Here is a 16,194-nt window from a genome sequence, read left to right as displayed (position 1 = left end):
AACGAATTAGAGTATTTACAATAAGGAAGGGATTATTATGCTTGAAATTACTAATGTAGAAGAACTTACACTTACAGGCTCAGGCCATACCAATCCTTCTTTTACAGGCAGTTACTCTCCCTTCCCTCTTCCTCATATTCATCTAATTTTGATGCAGGATAAAATTCGTATTCATCCAATTCGTAATTATTTCTTCCAGCTGCGGATGAAGTGGCTTATCTGCTCCTTCCACATAAATCTTTTTAAATTCCAACGCTTTAAAATCACCTTCGAAATATTTCAAGGTATGATCCATATTTTTTATTACATGTACTGCTGAATCACCTTTCACATAATCACCAATTCTCTTCGCTTTTTCAGGATTTGCCTGAAAGTCTTTATCACCAGCAATTGCTAGTACTGGACATGTTACTTGTTGTAAATCTTTATAAATATCATGCTGAAAATGCTCTCTAAACCACTTTGCATTCATTGGCTTAAAACCAATTTTCACAATATCTTTTTTGGAGTTTATCATTTTCTCTGTTGCCTTTTGTGCCTGCTTTTCTCCTCGTTTCTCAATATTGAGAAGACGCATTAACTTTCCTTTTATTCCTTTTTGCTCTTTTAACTCCTTATAAATAATCTCCCTTTGTCTTTTCGTAGCTTCTTCTAATGATTCCGCAGCTCCCGTAAGTAATAAGAGCCCCTTAACTGGTGTTCTTGCGTTTACTACCGTCGCTAACATACATCCTTCACTATGACCAGCTAAAATGATATTTTCCGGATCAACAAATGGTTGTTCTTTTAAATACATAATCGTAGCCTCTATATCACTAACTAAATCCCACATTCCAGTCTTCAGAAATTCTCCCTCACTCTTTCCTACTCCGCGCTTATCAAAACGGAGCGTCACTACTCCAAGCCTCGCCATTATATGTGCTAAATCTTTATATATATTCGCCGCAAGCTTTAGCGGTAATATCGTTCCATCACGATCAATCTCTCCAGATCCAGCAATAATGACAACCGCAGCATACTTCCCGTCAGCTTTCGGTTTAGTAATCGTACCGAGCAAGGTAAATTCACTATTTATCGCTACTTCACATTCGTCAAAAGCCATAATTTTTTCCTCCCTCTATTCTTTTATATCTAATTTAAATTTCAAACTCACTATTATATTTTTATACTCTCTTATATCTTTCATCGGAGTGAAAACTGGATTCTCTGCAATACTTTGTAACATGCTCTTTTTTATAATTTCTTCATTTCTAACCGTTTTAGCGCCGAGCGGAAATTCTGCAAACCATTCATCAATCGCATCAAAATAGGAATCGCCGTGTAAATGCAGACTATTTACTGTGAAACTAGCTGCACAAACTGTTGCGTATTTCTGCAACATTTCTAATGCTCTTTCAAAATTCCCTTGCATGCAATATACTTGTGCAGCAGCATAGTATACTTTTAAAGTCATATTAGGATGTAGTTTTTCTATTTCATACACGTCTATTAACATAAAAGCTCTATTTAAAATTACCTCTACCTTTTCAGCGCTTGAGGCATTTAATATTACATAATTCGGTATTGTCGCAACGAGTTGTATTAAATGTTGGTACATACTAATTTGCATCATTTCATTCGCCTTTTCAGCATTCCCAAGCATTTGATACGCCTGTGCGATTAGATCTTCCTCTGGAAAGTTAGGACGTATCGTTTCGCCAAGTAATTGAAGCACCTCATTTGGTCTATTGAGTATAAGATAGCAAGTTGCTTGAAACGATACCGCCTCTTTCACAAGAGATACATCATCACTTTCTTCTTGCACCCTGCTAAAGAGATACATTGCTTCTTCTAAAATTTCAATTCTTTTATCCGTATCCTCAGTTAACGTATGGTGGTTAATAAAAAGTAGTCCCATTTGAAGTAATAATGGAAAACAAGAATAATATTTTTTAATTATTTCTCTGCACTCTATCATTACTTCATCAAACGGTTCTTCACTAAAAGCTTCCGCTAGTCGATGATATAAATTTTTAATATCTTCCTGCTCCATTTGTGGTGTATAACTAATTAGTTCATCAATACTTATGTTAAAGTACGATGCTAATAGTGGTAAAAATGTAATATCCGGATAACTCTGCCCCGTCTCCCATTTGGAAACAGATGCCTTCGTAATACCGATATACGCCGCTAACTCTTCCTGTGTAATTCCCTTTTCTTTTCTCTTATCCGCAATGATTTTATGAATCTGAATCTCTCTCACTGTATCACCTCATACTTTTATTATATGTACTATATTCTATACAAAATATGGATTTAAAGTCGACTTTCGTTAACAAAATCAACTGTTAGGAAACATCTGTCTAAAATTAAAGGCAGGAACATATTTGATATGTTCCTGCCTTTTTATTGTAGGGTACCGATATATAGCCATCTAGCTAAGATTTAGAAGTGCTGCAAAATCAAAAATTTTATCTCACCACCGTTTTTTATGAGAATCCAGTGATCAGCTTGTTTACATAATTATCGTTATTGGAAGTAAAGTAAACCCCATAGTAGGGGGCCCACCACATCGCTATCAAGCTAACAAAATACAACTACCCCCAGAACGAAATTTTGTGCTAATTTGTAATAAAAAGCTCATTTTTTTCGTTAGGGGTGGATTTCAATTTCTATAGTTTTCACAGTAACATCTCCTAAACAAAATGGTAAAAATTTATTGCGTTCACTATCGCTTTGTTCTTCTTTACAATACATTTAATCTATTAAGATTTAAAAATTATACAACAAAAGAGTGACTCGGTTTAGAATCACTCTTTTCACCTACCTCTTAACTTCATACCATTTATAATTGATTTCTTCACCAAAATCACTTGTGACAATCCCTTTGACCGATGAATGTTGCAAGTAAGAACGGCCCATTCAATATCTTCTATTCAAATATGATAGAATGAAAATATATCCAAAACGGAGGGAAAACAAATGAACTCAAACACAAAACAGTTTATTTATGATATCCAGCAAAGAAAGAACAATTATATAGAAAATGTATTAATAGCAATACAACACCCTAAAAAAGAACAATCTGAACAGGTCATTCAAAATATAGTAGAGAAGATGGATATGATGATTAGTCTAGTTACTACGTACATGGGGATTGAATCAGGATCTACGGAAGAATTAAAAGAACTTCAGCAAGAAATTATCCATGCTCAAGCATATATTCAAAAAAGAAAATTTGAAGAAACACAGAGATAAAATCCTGTGTTTTTATTTGGACGTCTATGAAACCAATTTGTTATAAATCAAATTAGATGTAATTTAATCATTGTTTTGGCATAATCCATACAATTTGTTGAATTCGTACAATATACGGTACCGTATCTTCAATAAGCAAATGATCTGGTTTCACATCCTTTAACTTTCCTCTTACATTACCTCTTACAGTTTCAATAACCACATATTTACCAATTACTGATTGTAATGTCTGATATACGTAGGGATTAGGTGTACTTACCATATGTTGTTCACTCAAGTCATTTCCTTCCGAATAACTCATTCTATAAGACTCCTTTCTAATTTGCATTCTTTCTCCTAATATATGATATAAATCTTATAAATATGCTAGAAGGATAATTCATTATAGGAACGGAAATAACATTTTAATTAAGGTACGGTTTCTATTTCTAAATTGCTAAAAATTATTTATATAAAGTTACTTTTACTAGTTAATAGATGATGATATGCGGATATTTTGAATGTACATCTAGGTTGTTCCTTTTAGGATATGTATGATTTTAAATACGCCCTTTATTAGAATAGTGCTCATACTTTTTTTGAGATTCTTTCGTAATACGTGCATTAAGTAAAATTGCTAACAATAAATACACTCCATATTTTCCTCCTGTAGCTCCTATGATAATCACACTACTACAAACAAGTATAATTAATAGGATAAACGAAACTGAATAAATACGATCATAATTCTTTGATATCTTCTCGTATTTTATGCGCTCTTTCCTTGCATCCATCTAAATTCCTCCTTTAAATTATCCGTTTCACTCTCAAATAAATCTTGCTCTTAAAAAGGAAACAATATATCGTTTTAAATAATTAGTTTATTTTTTTATCAACTAATTTATATAACGTAAAAAGAAATCCTACCAATATTAAGCTTTCCACCATGATAATCCCGACCCTCTCCTTCCAACACATCAGATAAAAGTTACGTATATCCCATATTAGCTGTAGCAAACAAAAAGGATCTGCCCTTCTCGTAAAGGCTGATCCTTTTCTTCGTTCATTCAGCTATTTTTAGCTATTCTTGATTAATTAGAATCACAGCTGGTCCATCTACACGAATTCCACCAACTTCGATTTTTTCATAAGGCTCAACTGTAATAGAAATAATCCCTTCTCGCTTCCTTAATTCATTACTTAATTCTTTTGTTAACATTTTTTTCATGTGTGCACCCCTTCTTACTGCTTCATTTACTATTGTTATGTAAATAAGATTAAAAATGGTTTCCTGGTCTGGAAACCATTTTTTGTAGTTGACCATATGGTGTTACCAGTTCGTTTATCAATTTTACGTAAAGAAGATAAACAATTGCTATTCACTGTCTCAGTAGATGTAAGGAACTCTTAAAGAGATAGCGGTGAGATTAATTGTTTTTTCTTCTAGAAATAATGACTTAGATAATATATTACCTAAAACAATGAAAGCCCTACCTCTCTCTCATCCTTACGGATCCTTGTCCGTGCCAGTGTGAATCAGGATTGCAAAAATCAAGTGACTATTTAATCGAGTTATTTGATGAAACTTTGAACGTTCGTAAAAGAAATTTAAAAATAAAAATGGATAAGATTGAAGTAATAACAAAAGAGGTTCCTACTCTAAAAGTGAGTTGAAGAAGTTGAATGTCTTTGAAATGATTTACTTTTAATAATCATCATATTCCCGAAAAATTCAGGATATTTTCGGAGGATGTAATACATTATATATAATGAATCTTAACAGAAACTTTTTATTTGATTTTCAGTGATCCCTTTAATTAATCCTAGTTCACTAATCAAAAATTCATGTGCGTTATCCAACATTTTTTTTTCGCTTGTATTCAGTGCCTTTTCTTTCTTCATACGCATTAAATCACGTACAACTTCAGCACCATCTTGTATTTCACCCGTTTTTATTTTGTCCGTGTTCACTTTATACCTTTGTTTCCACGGCAATAATTTATCTGATTTTCCATGCTGAAAAATGTGTATAATGTGTTTTAATGCAAGTATATCAGTAACTGGGCGTATACTCGAACTTAGTATTTTACCCATAGGAATCATGACTTGCATATTACTGATTGACATTTTTATAACATAATACTGTTGTTTTTTTCCTGAGAATTCTTTTTCTTCTATGGCTTCAATTATACCTGCTCCGTGCATTGGATAAACAATGTTATCGCCAATTTGAAACATATAATTCACCTCCATATATGGTAACCTTCTTAACCTTAACACATACGTTATTTTTTATCAAATATTTTATAATATCATAAAATTATTTTTATCGTCAACAACTTTTTAACAAAAAATTAAATTAAGTAAAAAACATCCCAAAAACAATAGGGAGTGTGTCAGATTTCCCATAAAGGGAAGAGAATTACCCCGCTTATATTGTGAAATCTCTACTCATTAACGTAGATCAGTTTTCCCTTGAAAACGACCAAATCGATCACGTATTTTTTTCAATCTTTTGTGGTATTCCAAAATCTCAATTCTTGCTTTTTCAGCTAAAGGTGCAATTGGTCGTAAGTCTTTTAACCCCCAATAATCAACCACTACATCAAGTACTTGATCAAAATATTGTAGTGGTCCATAATTCGCTTCTTTTGCAATCACAGCCATTCTATTTTCAAAATCAGGCATGACGGCACCTGGCATTTTAAAATTCTTAATCACATTGGCAATATGATAGCAATAATTAGGTTCCAATTCTAAATGTGTTCGAATCACGTCTCGATAAAACGCATAATGAAGAGTTTCATCTTTTGCAAGACGGCGTAATAATGTAGCAAGATCTGGATCATGCTTACTTGCAACCTTAGCAACATTATTGTAAAACACCATCGTTGCAAGTTCTTGTAGTGTCGTATATGTCATGGCTTCAATTGGTGTATGAAAATCAGGCTCAAATCCACCCTCAACGACTGATTTTCTTAATTCATGTATCCGTTTAGGGTTCACACTTCGAGTGAGTAGTAAATATGTCTCCAATAAATTTGAATGTTGATCCTCTTCTGAGGTCCAAGTATGAATAAAGTCTGTAATAACAGAAAGGGAACCTTTAAAAGTCGCAGATAAATACGTTGTAAACCATGGTAAATTCACTTCTGTTAATAAAGCTGTTTCAATGGCCGTAATTACACCAGAAGGAAGAGTAACTTGACTTTCATCCCAAGGAACTCTTTTAAAGTCCATTCCCTTATCCCATGGTAAAAACTCATGATAACCCCAGTCTATCTTCTGCGCTCTTATTTTATGCTGTTCATACAGTTCTTTTAAACGTGGTTCTAATCGGAAATCTAAATCATTTGTTAGCATCTATAAGTGCCCCCTTTTCTTATCATATAAATATTCATTCTATTTTTACTCTTAAAATTTTCTACAAATAAATATTACGTTCCTTTTTTAAAGTCAAACATAATAAATTTGTAACAAAATTCTTTAAGAGCGCTATATTTTTATAGGATTTTTTTATATCAAAAGGGGGACCGTTACATATATTTTCTTTTTTATAAAATAGATACTGAGGCATACAATATGTTAGTTAGCCTTAAAAAACTAACCTCAGTAAATACAGAATAACATTCATGGATGAAGATTCTCGTCATGTTGTAAATCTTGGTGAGTGTAAAAAGGTGCACGCCTATAAAGAATCGTTTTATAATAAAGTTTGATAGTGTTTTATACACACTATCAGCTTATTTAGATGTAAAATCCAATATATTAGATTAAGCGCTTGAAAAACAAATATAGTTGATTAGATAGCCTTAAAAGACAATTCCCAACAAGATCAATGTACATTGGCTATGGATGAATTAGACCAAATTTTGTGAAACGGTATACAACACAAAGGGAAGAGGCGATAAACATGCAGTCAACGGAAGCGCATATGAAGGAAAAACAACGCAGAGAAAAAATAGAAATTATATTTAGTCACATGGTAAAAGGAGAGAGTTATTTTCACGGCTCTTCCTATCAATGGAAAAACATTGTATATCAAAATTATAATAGAATACAACAAAAAGAGTTGGAAGTTGAACAACTCATTTCGAAAATGGAAAAAGCAGGGGTTCGTTTTACGCAGCATCGTTCACTCATACACTATCCCGTCATTGATTTTGTAAAATATATAGCTAAGATTTATAATGACCCCCTCGAAATACAATAATCATATTTAAAGGAAACCTTTATAAAAGGTTTATTTTCGAGACTTTTTTAACTAAAACCTTAAAAACTCATTACACCATTCTTTTTATTCTCAATACTCTTCGGTTTTGTTATAATATCAACCATAACGTATTATATTCGTTTGTATATCTTCATATTTTGGGGATTTTATTACACAAAAAGACAACTCTTAATTAGAGTTGTCTTTTATTTTTTTCGATATACACAATACTATTCTGATACAAAAACTTCAAGATTCTTACAACCAGAGAAAAAGTAGGATTTCTCATAGGAGAGATGCTACTTTATTTCCTCATATTCCTTCATTATTTTGTAAAACGTGTTTTTCTTTAGCTCTAACATTTGCATAAACATAGTAGCTGTTATTTCTCCGCTTTTCCATTTAACAAGCCTAATTGTCATTTATTTTTCTTTATAACCTGATTCTATGATATACTTATAATGAGTCGGGGAATCACTCTCCCCTCTATGTACTTATATTTTATCTATTCATTTTGGCGTTTAGTCTCTTAAAGCTAAGCGTCCTTTTTCTTTTTTTCCTATAATTCAGCATCTGGCACTAACTTATTTGCTAATCTTTTCAAAACAAACAATACAGTATCTATTTAACGGATTAACTCAACATAAGATTAAATTCAGACTATTGATTATATATATATCATTTTTATTGAATATCAAGGTACATTAAGTTTTATATTTCCTATATTAAAAAAGCCCCTTGAAAGGAGCCTCTTATTTTACAAGGTATTGTTCTATTTCTTTTATTAATAATTCTGCACCTTCTGGACTTAATGCTATCTTACCATTTGCTAATGCTATGTTATGATTTGACACTTCTCCTGTTAATGCACAAACACCACCAGGCTGATACTTCTGTAAAACAATGTCTTCCCCTTCTACAAAAATCTCTAATGGTGATTTTTCTTTAATACCAAGCGTATTTCTAAGTTCCTTTGGAATTACTACACGCCCTAATTCATCTACTTTTCTAGTTACTCCGGTTGCTTTCATCTAGCATCTTTCCCCATTTCATTATCAATTTGTACCCAAGCTATTCTTGACTATTGTAACAAGATTTCGCCATACATGAGAAACATAACGATCCAAAAACTAATGATTATAACAAAAAATTCTTTAAAACTTTGCTGAAAGGAAATACGTCCTTCTCCCGTTCTACATGCTGTAGATTTAAAAGAAAGTTTAATTAGAACCTAGTAAAAAAATTTGATTTCATCAAAATAATTGGAATTAGTTATTCTATACTACAAAATTTTATAAAAGGATTCATTATTCCAATGATTCAAATGTCTCTTAAGCACTCTTCAACGTTTGAGAATTATTCATAATCACAGCCCGTGATTCAATTAGGGGCACAGCCTAGATACGTACAAAAATAATTCATATACTCACTTTTATTTCCAAACCATGCCCCATTAGGCTTATAGAGGGATTGTTTTTTCTATTGGTTGAGTGATCTTCTGTAAATCAATCACATAATCCCCAAAGCGTTTTATATGTCTTGTTATATAAGGATTTAGCGTTTCCAAAATCTTGGCGTGAAAAGCGATAACCTTCATTTTTTAGTTGCCATAAAATCATAGTGATATCTACAACATTTTGAAAAAACATTATAGGCTTCTACTTTATTTGTACTAGCTATAATTTGTTCACGTAATTTCATATCAGAAATTACAAAGTAAAAACAGAACATGAAATGCTCAAAAAATTATCACAGGGTGGATTCGCAAAATATTTGAAAATCCACCCTGCGATACCGTGCTCATTCATATGTACCTCTACTTCAGCTGAAACCACTCCAAAAGAAATCTGTGGAATACCAATCGATAATTTGCTTACTTCCAAGTTTTTTGTCGTTTTAAACATTTCACACTGAATCGCCGAAATCTATTTGATGTTCTGTACATAGGGTACCGCCATATAGCCATCAACCTAAGATTTTGATGCCCCCCCACAACGATAAAAATAAACTTAGTTGCCATAACAAAACGCGAATTTCGTACGCTAAGGAATTTCTAAGTTGAAAAACTTGGTTTTACCGTACGTTAACAAAGTACCATAAACGACATTTAATGTTTGTTATGGTACTTTGTTTTTGATAATGAGTTTTGGAACTGGTTTTTGACCGTATTTCTTTCAGTTTTATTAGAACTAAATAGTGTTCCTTAAACGTTCGTTTTCGGTACTTTTAGAGAAACTTAATTGGATAAATATATTATAAAAAAAGATTATGAAGAAATATAATTCAACTAACAAGGCGGGTTAACACCCTACTCAGAAAACTGATATAATAATTTAGATTATTATAAAATTTCAGTAAAGGAATGATTCTAGTTGAAGAAATCTCGAAATCCCGAAACAGTACATAAACCAGTAGCACCATATGTCCATCAAATAGAAGTAACGGGTCCTAATAAATGGCTCACATTATCAGGTCAATTAGGCATGGAAATAGATGGAATGGTTCCAGAGGATCCATTGGAACAGTTACAATTAGCTCTAGATAATATTAGAAGAAATCTTGTGGCTGCTAATATGAACGTAGAAGATTTAACTAAGATGGTATTTTATTTAGTAGGTGATTTTAATGCAGATAAGAGAAGAAAAATTATTGGAGATTTTCTAGGTGAACATCTCCCTTGTACTACTATGATTTATGTGGTGGCATTAGCAGCTCCTGTATTTAAAGTAGAGGTAGACGCTTGGGCATGTAAGGAAATTATTTAATTTCTCTTGATAAACAATAATTAATTATATGATGAATCTTATTGTATTATCGGGAGTTTTAGTCAAATATATCAATCTAAAAAAGTCGAGTCCCTAGCGTACAGGAAATCGGCTTTTTCTTTATGAAATTTTGCTTAGCGTACGAAATTCGCGAAATGTTGGTGCTACCCCTAGTAGCACGAACACTGTTCTTGTTATAATTAATTTTTTTCAGAACGTCTATAATCCTCTTTTAAAAAATATATGTAAATATAATAAAAAACGAATGATTAATAGAAATATTCTACGCCACTCGTTTTTTATTGGACTTCTTTTTACTGTACTTTTATTTTCTTTATGAGTTATTAGAAAAATAATTGTCTATATAAGTCTTTATTTTTTCAAAATCCTTTTCCATAAATAAGATTGCTGGTACTTCAATTATTGGAAGATTATTTTCATTATCAAAAGGTGGACACGGTTTGGGAACTACCAAATAGTCAACTGAGTTTTTATCCCTAATATAATTAATTGAAACATCATAATACTTAGAAAAACATTCCTTCAAATCATCCTGATTCCTTAAAAATGGTAGAGAAAATATTGAACCATAATTTATACCAGCGTCGACAATTAATACAAAGCATATTTTTTTCATGATACACCCTCCTCGTATAATAAGTTTTAAGTTAATAACTGTTCCTTGAAAATTAAATAGTTTTTATCTTCAAGAGCTAGATCCAAAAAATGATGTATGGGTAAAATTTAGTCTTGGATACTGGGGGATTTCCCTACCTTATTCAAAGAAAGGCATTACATGCTATTCCGAATGCAATAAAACAAATAAAATACTAAGACAACAACAGTAATAATACTCGATGCTGTTTTGAAAGTTTTGTTTTCATACGTTTTATTTAACAAGAAGAAGAACAAAACGACCCAGACCCCGTTGGAAAAGAATGATGTCAGTGCATTGAAAACAACTCGAAACGCAAACATAGAGTCGTCCATTAGTTTTTCACCTCTCTTTTTCCTTATTATACCATTTATAAAAAGTGATGTATCGTGTTTTTCTTGTATATTCTATACATGTGAGGTTAACATAACGTCTCATTATCAGTAGCAAGGAAAAAAGAGAACCCTGCTCTCACAAGGGCATCTTCTTTCTTAGTTCTATGAATCTATACATTTTTTATACATTCCTATCCTAACGCGGTTTTAGTGTTCTTGTTTGTTACTGGATTAGCTAAAAAACTGTATAAAATCTTGCATACTCTTAGCGTAGGATTTCCCCAAAATACTGGTCCCCCATACGTGCTTTCTTATGGGTATTTCTTGAACCCCCATTAAACACTCTCCCGTCACTTGTCTATCTTTAAGAGTAACTCTGCTTGTTTATTTAAAGTCATCGCACCGAGGCTTTGTCCCCCCTCCCAAAGCCAAACAAACGATTCAGGTTACATGCTTATCTCAAACTGAACATTCAATCTTTATTCAGTTTGTAAATAAAAAGGACAATCAGCCCCATAATGGACTAACTATCCTATAAATTATTATCTAAATTCAATAAAACTAGAACTTCTTTTCCTATGTATCATTATTTCGTTATTTCACCAAACTGCGCTCTCGTCACTTTCGCCAAGTCATCCACTTTCAGCTCAATTTGTATACCAATTCTCCCGCCGCTCACTATGATCATTTCAAGATTTTGAGCACTCTCGTCAATACATGTAGAAAATAACTTCTTCATTCCGACTGGTGAACAACCACCTCGAATATATCCTGATACTTTCGTAATATCTTTTACAGGAATCATTTCAATCTTCTTTTCACTGACCGCTTTTGCGGCAGCTTTTAAATTCAGTTCCTCATCTACCGGGATGATAAACACATGATAATTTTTACTATTTCCTTGAGCGATTAACGTTTTATATACTTCTCTCACTTCTCGCCCAATTTTCTCGGCTACTGATACGCCATCGATTTTCCCATCGTTTGAATCATATGACATCATCGAATATTCAATTTTTTCTTTATCTAGTATTCGCATCGCATTTGTTTTATCTTTTTTCATAATGATCTCCTTAAAAGGTTATTTCATATTATTAAGTTTTCTTTTATTATACACCCTTTTCCATTTCTCCTACATAACTTCACTTATATTTCAAAACTAAAAATATTGATAATTCAAAAATCATCTGATATAATTTGGAAAAACTTATGTTAAGGAGAGATTTGTAATGCGAAATTTTAATGCTTCTTTCCAACTTCATCATCATACGTAACGCCGTGTATCCGGAGAAAAATTTTTCTTCGTGGGTACAGGGCTTTTCCTGTTGACCCACGAAGCGTTCATAAAGCTATGTGGGTATTTTTATACCTGCATAGCTTTTTTTAATTTAAAAAAGGAGTGATTACAATGGAAATGAAAAATGTAAAAGGAACGAAAGACTATTTACCAGAGGAACAAGTGTTGCGAAATAAAATGAAAAGAGCGTGTGAAGATACGTTTGAACGTTATGGTTGTAAACCGTTAGAAACACCAACGTTAAATATGTATGAACTTATGTCATACAAGTACGGCGGCGGTGATGAAATTTTAAAAGAAATATATACACTTCAGGATCAAGGAAAACGCGATCTTGCGTTACGTTACGATTTAACTATACCATTCGCAAAAGTTGTGGCAATGAATCCGAACATCCGCCTTCCTTTTAAACGGTATGAAATTGGGAAAGTATTTCGAGATGGGCCAATTAAACAAGGGAGATTTCGTGAGTTTATACAATGCGATGTTGATATAGTCGGTGTTGAGTCTGTCATGGCAGAAGCTGAACTTATGAGCATGGCGTTTGAACTGTTCCGAACGTTAAACTTAGAAGTAACGATCCAATATAATAACCGAAAATTATTAAACGGCATTCTCGAGTCCATTAACATCCCTACTGAACGAACGAGTGACGTCATTTTATCATTAGACAAAATCGAAAAGATTGGGATTGATGGTGTACGAAAAGATGTATTAGAGCGCGGAATTTCTGAAGAAATGGCTGATACGATATGTAATACTGTTTTATCTTGTCTAAAGCTTACAATTGCTGACTTTAAAGAAGCTTTCAATACTCCACTCGTTATCGATGGCGTAAACGAATTACAACAATTACAGCAATATTTAATCGCCCTTGGAATAAATGAAAATGCTATATTCAATCCGTTTTTAGCGCGTGGACTTACAATGTATACAGGTACTGTGTATGAAATCTTTTTAAAAGATGGCTCAATTACATCCAGCATCGGTAGCGGCGGTCGATACGATAACATTATCGGAGCATTCCGTGGTGATAATATGAACTATCCAACAGTCGGTATTTCATTCGGTTTAGACGTTATTTATACAGCACTATCACAGAAAGAAACGATATCATCTACAGCGGATGTATTTATCATCCCACTCGGGACAGAATTACAATGCTTGCAAATTGCCCAGCAATTACGCAATACAACTTCCTTAAAAGTCGAACTCGAACTTGCAGGACGCAAACTAAAACGTGCCCTTAATTACGCAAATAAAGAGAATATCCCTTATGTGCTTATTATTGGGGAAGAAGAACTTAGTACAGAAACCGTTATGCTGCGGAATATGAAGGAAGGTAGTGAGATGAAAGTCTCCCTTTCTTCTTTAAGTAGTTATTTATAATACAAACCACCCTCGTTTGGGTGGTTTTTCTATTTTATAGATAACCAATAATTAGTTAACATAAAAAAATTACATTCTACTATAATCTACAAATATATAATATCCAATCACCTGTTATATTTGGTAATATATAGATAAAAATCATTTTAGGAGGAATAACTTTGAAAGCTTTCATAAAAGCACTAAAGTGGACTACAGGTATCTCCCACCTTATACTAATTCCTTGTTATTATTTAACTCCAGGATTAGTTGACTTGTATGGGATACCACCGTTTACAGTGATTACTTTACATATCATTACAATACTATTAGCTAAAAAAGAAGACATGAATACGTACGCTCATTTTATAGGTATTATCGTTACTCTAGTTGCCTTTTTCCCTTATATAGACATCGTTCTACATATGATAGCAGCTATTTTCCTTTTATTAGACGCCATATCCACAAATAAAAAACAAGTTTGTGATTCATAGCGAAATAAAAATTAGAAGTACATGTTTTTCAACAAATCACTCTTTTGGTCACAGCGATAATATATAACGCAATTCTTCCCTATAATTTCATAGAAAGAATTGCGTTTTTTCATTGATAAGAACATAGATTTATCAATATCACCTTTTAGAGATTTGAAGTATATAGTCTAAGCAGCCTTCTCTGCTTTAAATACCCACCCGTGAAGAGTTGGTTGATAATACGGTATCATCCACCCTAAAATTTTGCCGATACAATAGGCGGCAATGAGTGTACCAATTCCGATTGAGCCTAAAGATTGAATAAAAACTATACAGATTGTACCAGCTACACAAATGTTTATTAAATCGCTCAAAATTTTTGCTTTACCAAATTTCAAATTAAATTTTTCACTAATTGCATACGTTAACGCATCATACGGCATTAATGGTAATTTCGCTGTTGTATAGCCCATTAAACCGACCGCTATAACAAATAAACTAACAATTAAATATACACTTCGAGCAAAGATCGTTTCAGGCGTAGGGAAAAGTTGTACAAGGAAGAGCGTTGCATCCATGAAGAACCCAAATAAAAACGAAATAATGAATTGACTTATAAATTCATTGAACTCCATTCTTTTACTTAATATGACTTGAATAATAATGTATAAAACATTTGCAAGCGCCATTGTCACACCAACTGACAAACCAATCGTTAGCGTACTTGCATAGGCTAATGATGACACAGGCGATACACCAAATCCTGCTTGAATCGACATGCTAATACCAATTGACATAAAAAATAACCCGAGCACATACATGAGGATGCGCCTCAAGGTTCTGTTCCAATGATTCATACTATCTCCCACTTCCTAGTTAACATTATTTATATAAAGACTATAGCTATACAATTAAATATAACGTCAATTTCAACATATGAAAAATATATATATGATAAACTAATCATATGAAAAAACATATAATGGAGAGATACAATGGATTTCAGGCAATTATATTACTTTAAAGAAATTGTGAAACAAGGAAGTATTTCTAAAGCAGCAGAAGTGCTTCATATCGCGCAACCACCACTTAGTCAATTATTAAAAAAGCTCGAAACTGATCTTGGCACAACTTTAATTCATCGATATCGTCAAAAATGGGAGCTTACAGAAACCGGTGAAATACTATACGAATATGCCACACAAATGCTAATGCAAGTGCAAGATATAAAGCAGCAAATTCTAGAAATTGAACAAGGTATAGGCGGGACAGTAAGCATCGGTGTATCTTCTACATGTTCAAATATGCTCGTTGACTATGTTAGTACGTTTAGAACACAATACCCTAATGTTAAAATAAATATAGTAACAGGAAATTCAGAAGAATTATTAAAAAAACTAGAACAAAGAGAAATTGATATTGCCCTACTTTTACGATTAGGCACTAGTGAACACTATGAGCTGAAATTATTAAAAAAACAACCAATCGCTGTAATTATCCCTGCAAGTTGGGCACCATCATTTCCATCACAACACGTGACAATTGAAAAGATTACACAGTTCCCATTCATTATGCTCGGAGCAATGGAAGGACTCTCCTTCAATGAAAACTTACTCAAAGCGTTTGATACATACAAAGTCCAGCCAAATATTATTATCGAGTGTAAAGATATAAGTATGGTTGTAGCACTTGTTAGTAAAGGACTCGGCTTATCCATTATTCCAAAAATGGATTATACATCACCATTTTTAGCACATACAACTCTTTTGGAATTGGAACAATTTGATTTCCATCTCGAGCCTGTAATAGTAAAATTAAAAAATCAACGAATCTCCACAGCAGCAACTCTATTTTGGGAAATCGTTGATTAGA

18 protein-coding genes and 2 pseudogenes are annotated in these 16,194 nt (G+C 32.7%); 6 read left to right on the top strand and 14 right to left on the bottom strand.

All coding sequences use genetic code 11. The features are described 5' to 3' along the window. Positions 1-142 precede the first annotated feature (142 nt). Together ACXY7N_RS11510 and ACXY7N_RS11505 are read right to left on the bottom strand one after the other, a co-directional pair. Positions 143-1,102, bottom strand: coding sequence for an alpha/beta hydrolase family protein (locus tag ACXY7N_RS11510; RefSeq protein WP_098486231.1), 960 nt, complete (start codon positions 1,100-1,102; stop codon positions 143-145). A gap of 15 nt (positions 1,103-1,117) precedes the next feature. Continuing rightward, a complete protein-coding gene (locus ACXY7N_RS11505) occupies positions 1,118-2,242 on the bottom strand; it encodes a helix-turn-helix domain-containing protein (RefSeq protein ID WP_488592412.1) in 1,125 nt (374 codons plus the stop codon). A 719-nt stretch (positions 2,243-2,961) separates the two neighbouring features. Here ACXY7N_RS11505 and ACXY7N_RS11500 point away from each other — a divergent pair. Beyond that, complete coding sequence (locus ACXY7N_RS11500) at positions 2,962-3,237, top strand: hypothetical protein (protein WP_001087721.1); 276 nt, start codon at positions 2,962-2,964, stop codon at positions 3,235-3,237. 67 nt (positions 3,238-3,304) lie between these two features. On the opposite strand, the gene ACXY7N_RS11495 is transcribed toward ACXY7N_RS11500, so the two are convergent. The 5 genes from ACXY7N_RS11495 to ACXY7N_RS11475 form a co-directional block, all read right to left on the bottom strand. Next, positions 3,305-3,538: a YuzF family protein gene (locus tag ACXY7N_RS11495; RefSeq protein WP_000122224.1), complete on the bottom strand. Its 234-nt coding sequence runs from the start codon at positions 3,536-3,538 to the stop codon at positions 3,305-3,307. 238 nt (positions 3,539-3,776) lie between these two features. Then, positions 3,777-4,010 carry a hypothetical protein gene (locus ACXY7N_RS11490; RefSeq protein ID WP_000340028.1) on the bottom strand — a complete coding sequence of 78 codons (234 nt, stop codon included), beginning with the start codon at positions 4,008-4,010 and terminating at the stop codon, positions 3,777-3,779. Between the two features lie 287 nt (positions 4,011-4,297). After that, a complete protein-coding gene (locus tag ACXY7N_RS11485; RefSeq protein ID WP_000738554.1) occupies positions 4,298-4,444 on the bottom strand; it encodes a BC1881 family protein in 147 nt (48 codons plus the stop codon). A gap of 548 nt (positions 4,445-4,992) precedes the next feature. After that, positions 4,993-5,454 (bottom strand): CarD family transcriptional regulator, encoded by a 462-nt coding sequence (locus ACXY7N_RS11480; RefSeq protein ID WP_016087051.1) that lies wholly within the window; start codon positions 5,452-5,454, stop codon positions 4,993-4,995. A gap of 216 nt (positions 5,455-5,670) precedes the next feature. Beyond that, complete coding sequence (locus tag ACXY7N_RS11475; protein ID WP_016087050.1) at positions 5,671-6,579, bottom strand: acyl-ACP desaturase; 909 nt, start codon at positions 6,577-6,579, stop codon at positions 5,671-5,673. A gap of 550 nt (positions 6,580-7,129) precedes the next feature. Between ACXY7N_RS11475 and ACXY7N_RS11470 the strand changes: the two genes are divergently transcribed. Further along, complete coding sequence (locus ACXY7N_RS11470) at positions 7,130-7,429, top strand: hypothetical protein (protein WP_016087049.1); 300 nt, start codon at positions 7,130-7,132, stop codon at positions 7,427-7,429. Between the two features lie 299 nt (positions 7,430-7,728). Here ACXY7N_RS11470 and ACXY7N_RS11465 read toward each other — a convergent pair. The 3 genes and pseudogenes from ACXY7N_RS11465 to ACXY7N_RS11455 form a co-directional block, all read right to left on the bottom strand. Next, a pseudogene (locus ACXY7N_RS11465) lies at positions 7,729-7,833 on the bottom strand (recombinase family protein); the annotation flags it as partial. Between the two features lie 348 nt (positions 7,834-8,181). Further along, complete coding sequence (locus tag ACXY7N_RS11460) at positions 8,182-8,460, bottom strand: AbrB/MazE/SpoVT family DNA-binding domain-containing protein (protein WP_016087048.1); 279 nt, start codon at positions 8,458-8,460, stop codon at positions 8,182-8,184. A gap of 428 nt (positions 8,461-8,888) precedes the next feature. Beyond that, positions 8,889-9,139: pseudogene (locus tag ACXY7N_RS11455) on the bottom strand (Tn3 family transposase); the annotation flags it as partial. Between the two features lie 662 nt (positions 9,140-9,801). Here ACXY7N_RS11455 and ACXY7N_RS11450 point away from each other — a divergent pair. Then, entirely contained in the window at positions 9,802-10,194 is a 393-nt protein-coding gene (locus ACXY7N_RS11450) for a RidA family protein (RefSeq protein ID WP_000749684.1), read from the top strand. Between the two features lie 334 nt (positions 10,195-10,528). Here the strand turns inward: ACXY7N_RS11450 and ACXY7N_RS11445 are convergent, their stop codons facing one another. From ACXY7N_RS11445 to ybaK, 3 genes are all read right to left on the bottom strand, one after another. Next, positions 10,529-10,831: a hypothetical protein gene (locus ACXY7N_RS11445; RefSeq protein WP_016087046.1), complete on the bottom strand. Its 303-nt coding sequence runs from the start codon at positions 10,829-10,831 to the stop codon at positions 10,529-10,531. Between the two features lie 155 nt (positions 10,832-10,986). Then, complete coding sequence (locus ACXY7N_RS11440; RefSeq protein WP_002096482.1) at positions 10,987-11,184, bottom strand: hypothetical protein; 198 nt, start codon at positions 11,182-11,184, stop codon at positions 10,987-10,989. Between the two features lie 586 nt (positions 11,185-11,770). Then, a complete protein-coding gene (gene ybaK, locus ACXY7N_RS11435; protein WP_016087045.1) occupies positions 11,771-12,247 on the bottom strand; it encodes a Cys-tRNA(Pro) deacylase in 477 nt (158 codons plus the stop codon). 345 nt (positions 12,248-12,592) lie between these two features. On the opposite strand from ybaK, the gene ACXY7N_RS11430 reads away from it, so the two are divergent. Both ACXY7N_RS11430 and ACXY7N_RS11425 read left to right on the top strand, forming a co-directional pair. After that, entirely contained in the window at positions 12,593-13,870 is a 1,278-nt protein-coding gene (locus ACXY7N_RS11430; RefSeq protein ID WP_016087044.1) for a histidine--tRNA ligase, read from the top strand. 161 nt (positions 13,871-14,031) lie between these two features. Continuing rightward, a complete protein-coding gene (locus tag ACXY7N_RS11425; RefSeq protein ID WP_016087043.1) occupies positions 14,032-14,343 on the top strand; it encodes a hypothetical protein in 312 nt (103 codons plus the stop codon). Positions 14,344-14,510: 167 nt separating this feature from the next. Here ACXY7N_RS11425 and ACXY7N_RS11420 read toward each other — a convergent pair whose 3' ends face one another. Further along, a complete protein-coding gene (locus ACXY7N_RS11420; protein ID WP_033659731.1) occupies positions 14,511-15,179 on the bottom strand; it encodes a YczE/YyaS/YitT family protein in 669 nt (222 codons plus the stop codon). A gap of 138 nt (positions 15,180-15,317) precedes the next feature. Between ACXY7N_RS11420 and ACXY7N_RS11415 the strand changes: the two genes are divergently transcribed. Further along, complete coding sequence (locus ACXY7N_RS11415; RefSeq protein WP_016087041.1) at positions 15,318-16,193, top strand: LysR family transcriptional regulator; 876 nt, start codon at positions 15,318-15,320, stop codon at positions 16,191-16,193. Position 16,194: the final 1 nt, after the last annotated feature.

This window comes from Bacillus sp. 5w2 (genome assembly GCF_054353775.1).
The sequence above is the reverse complement of the archived record's forward strand: the minus strand, read 5'-3'. Positions and strand labels throughout refer to the sequence as shown.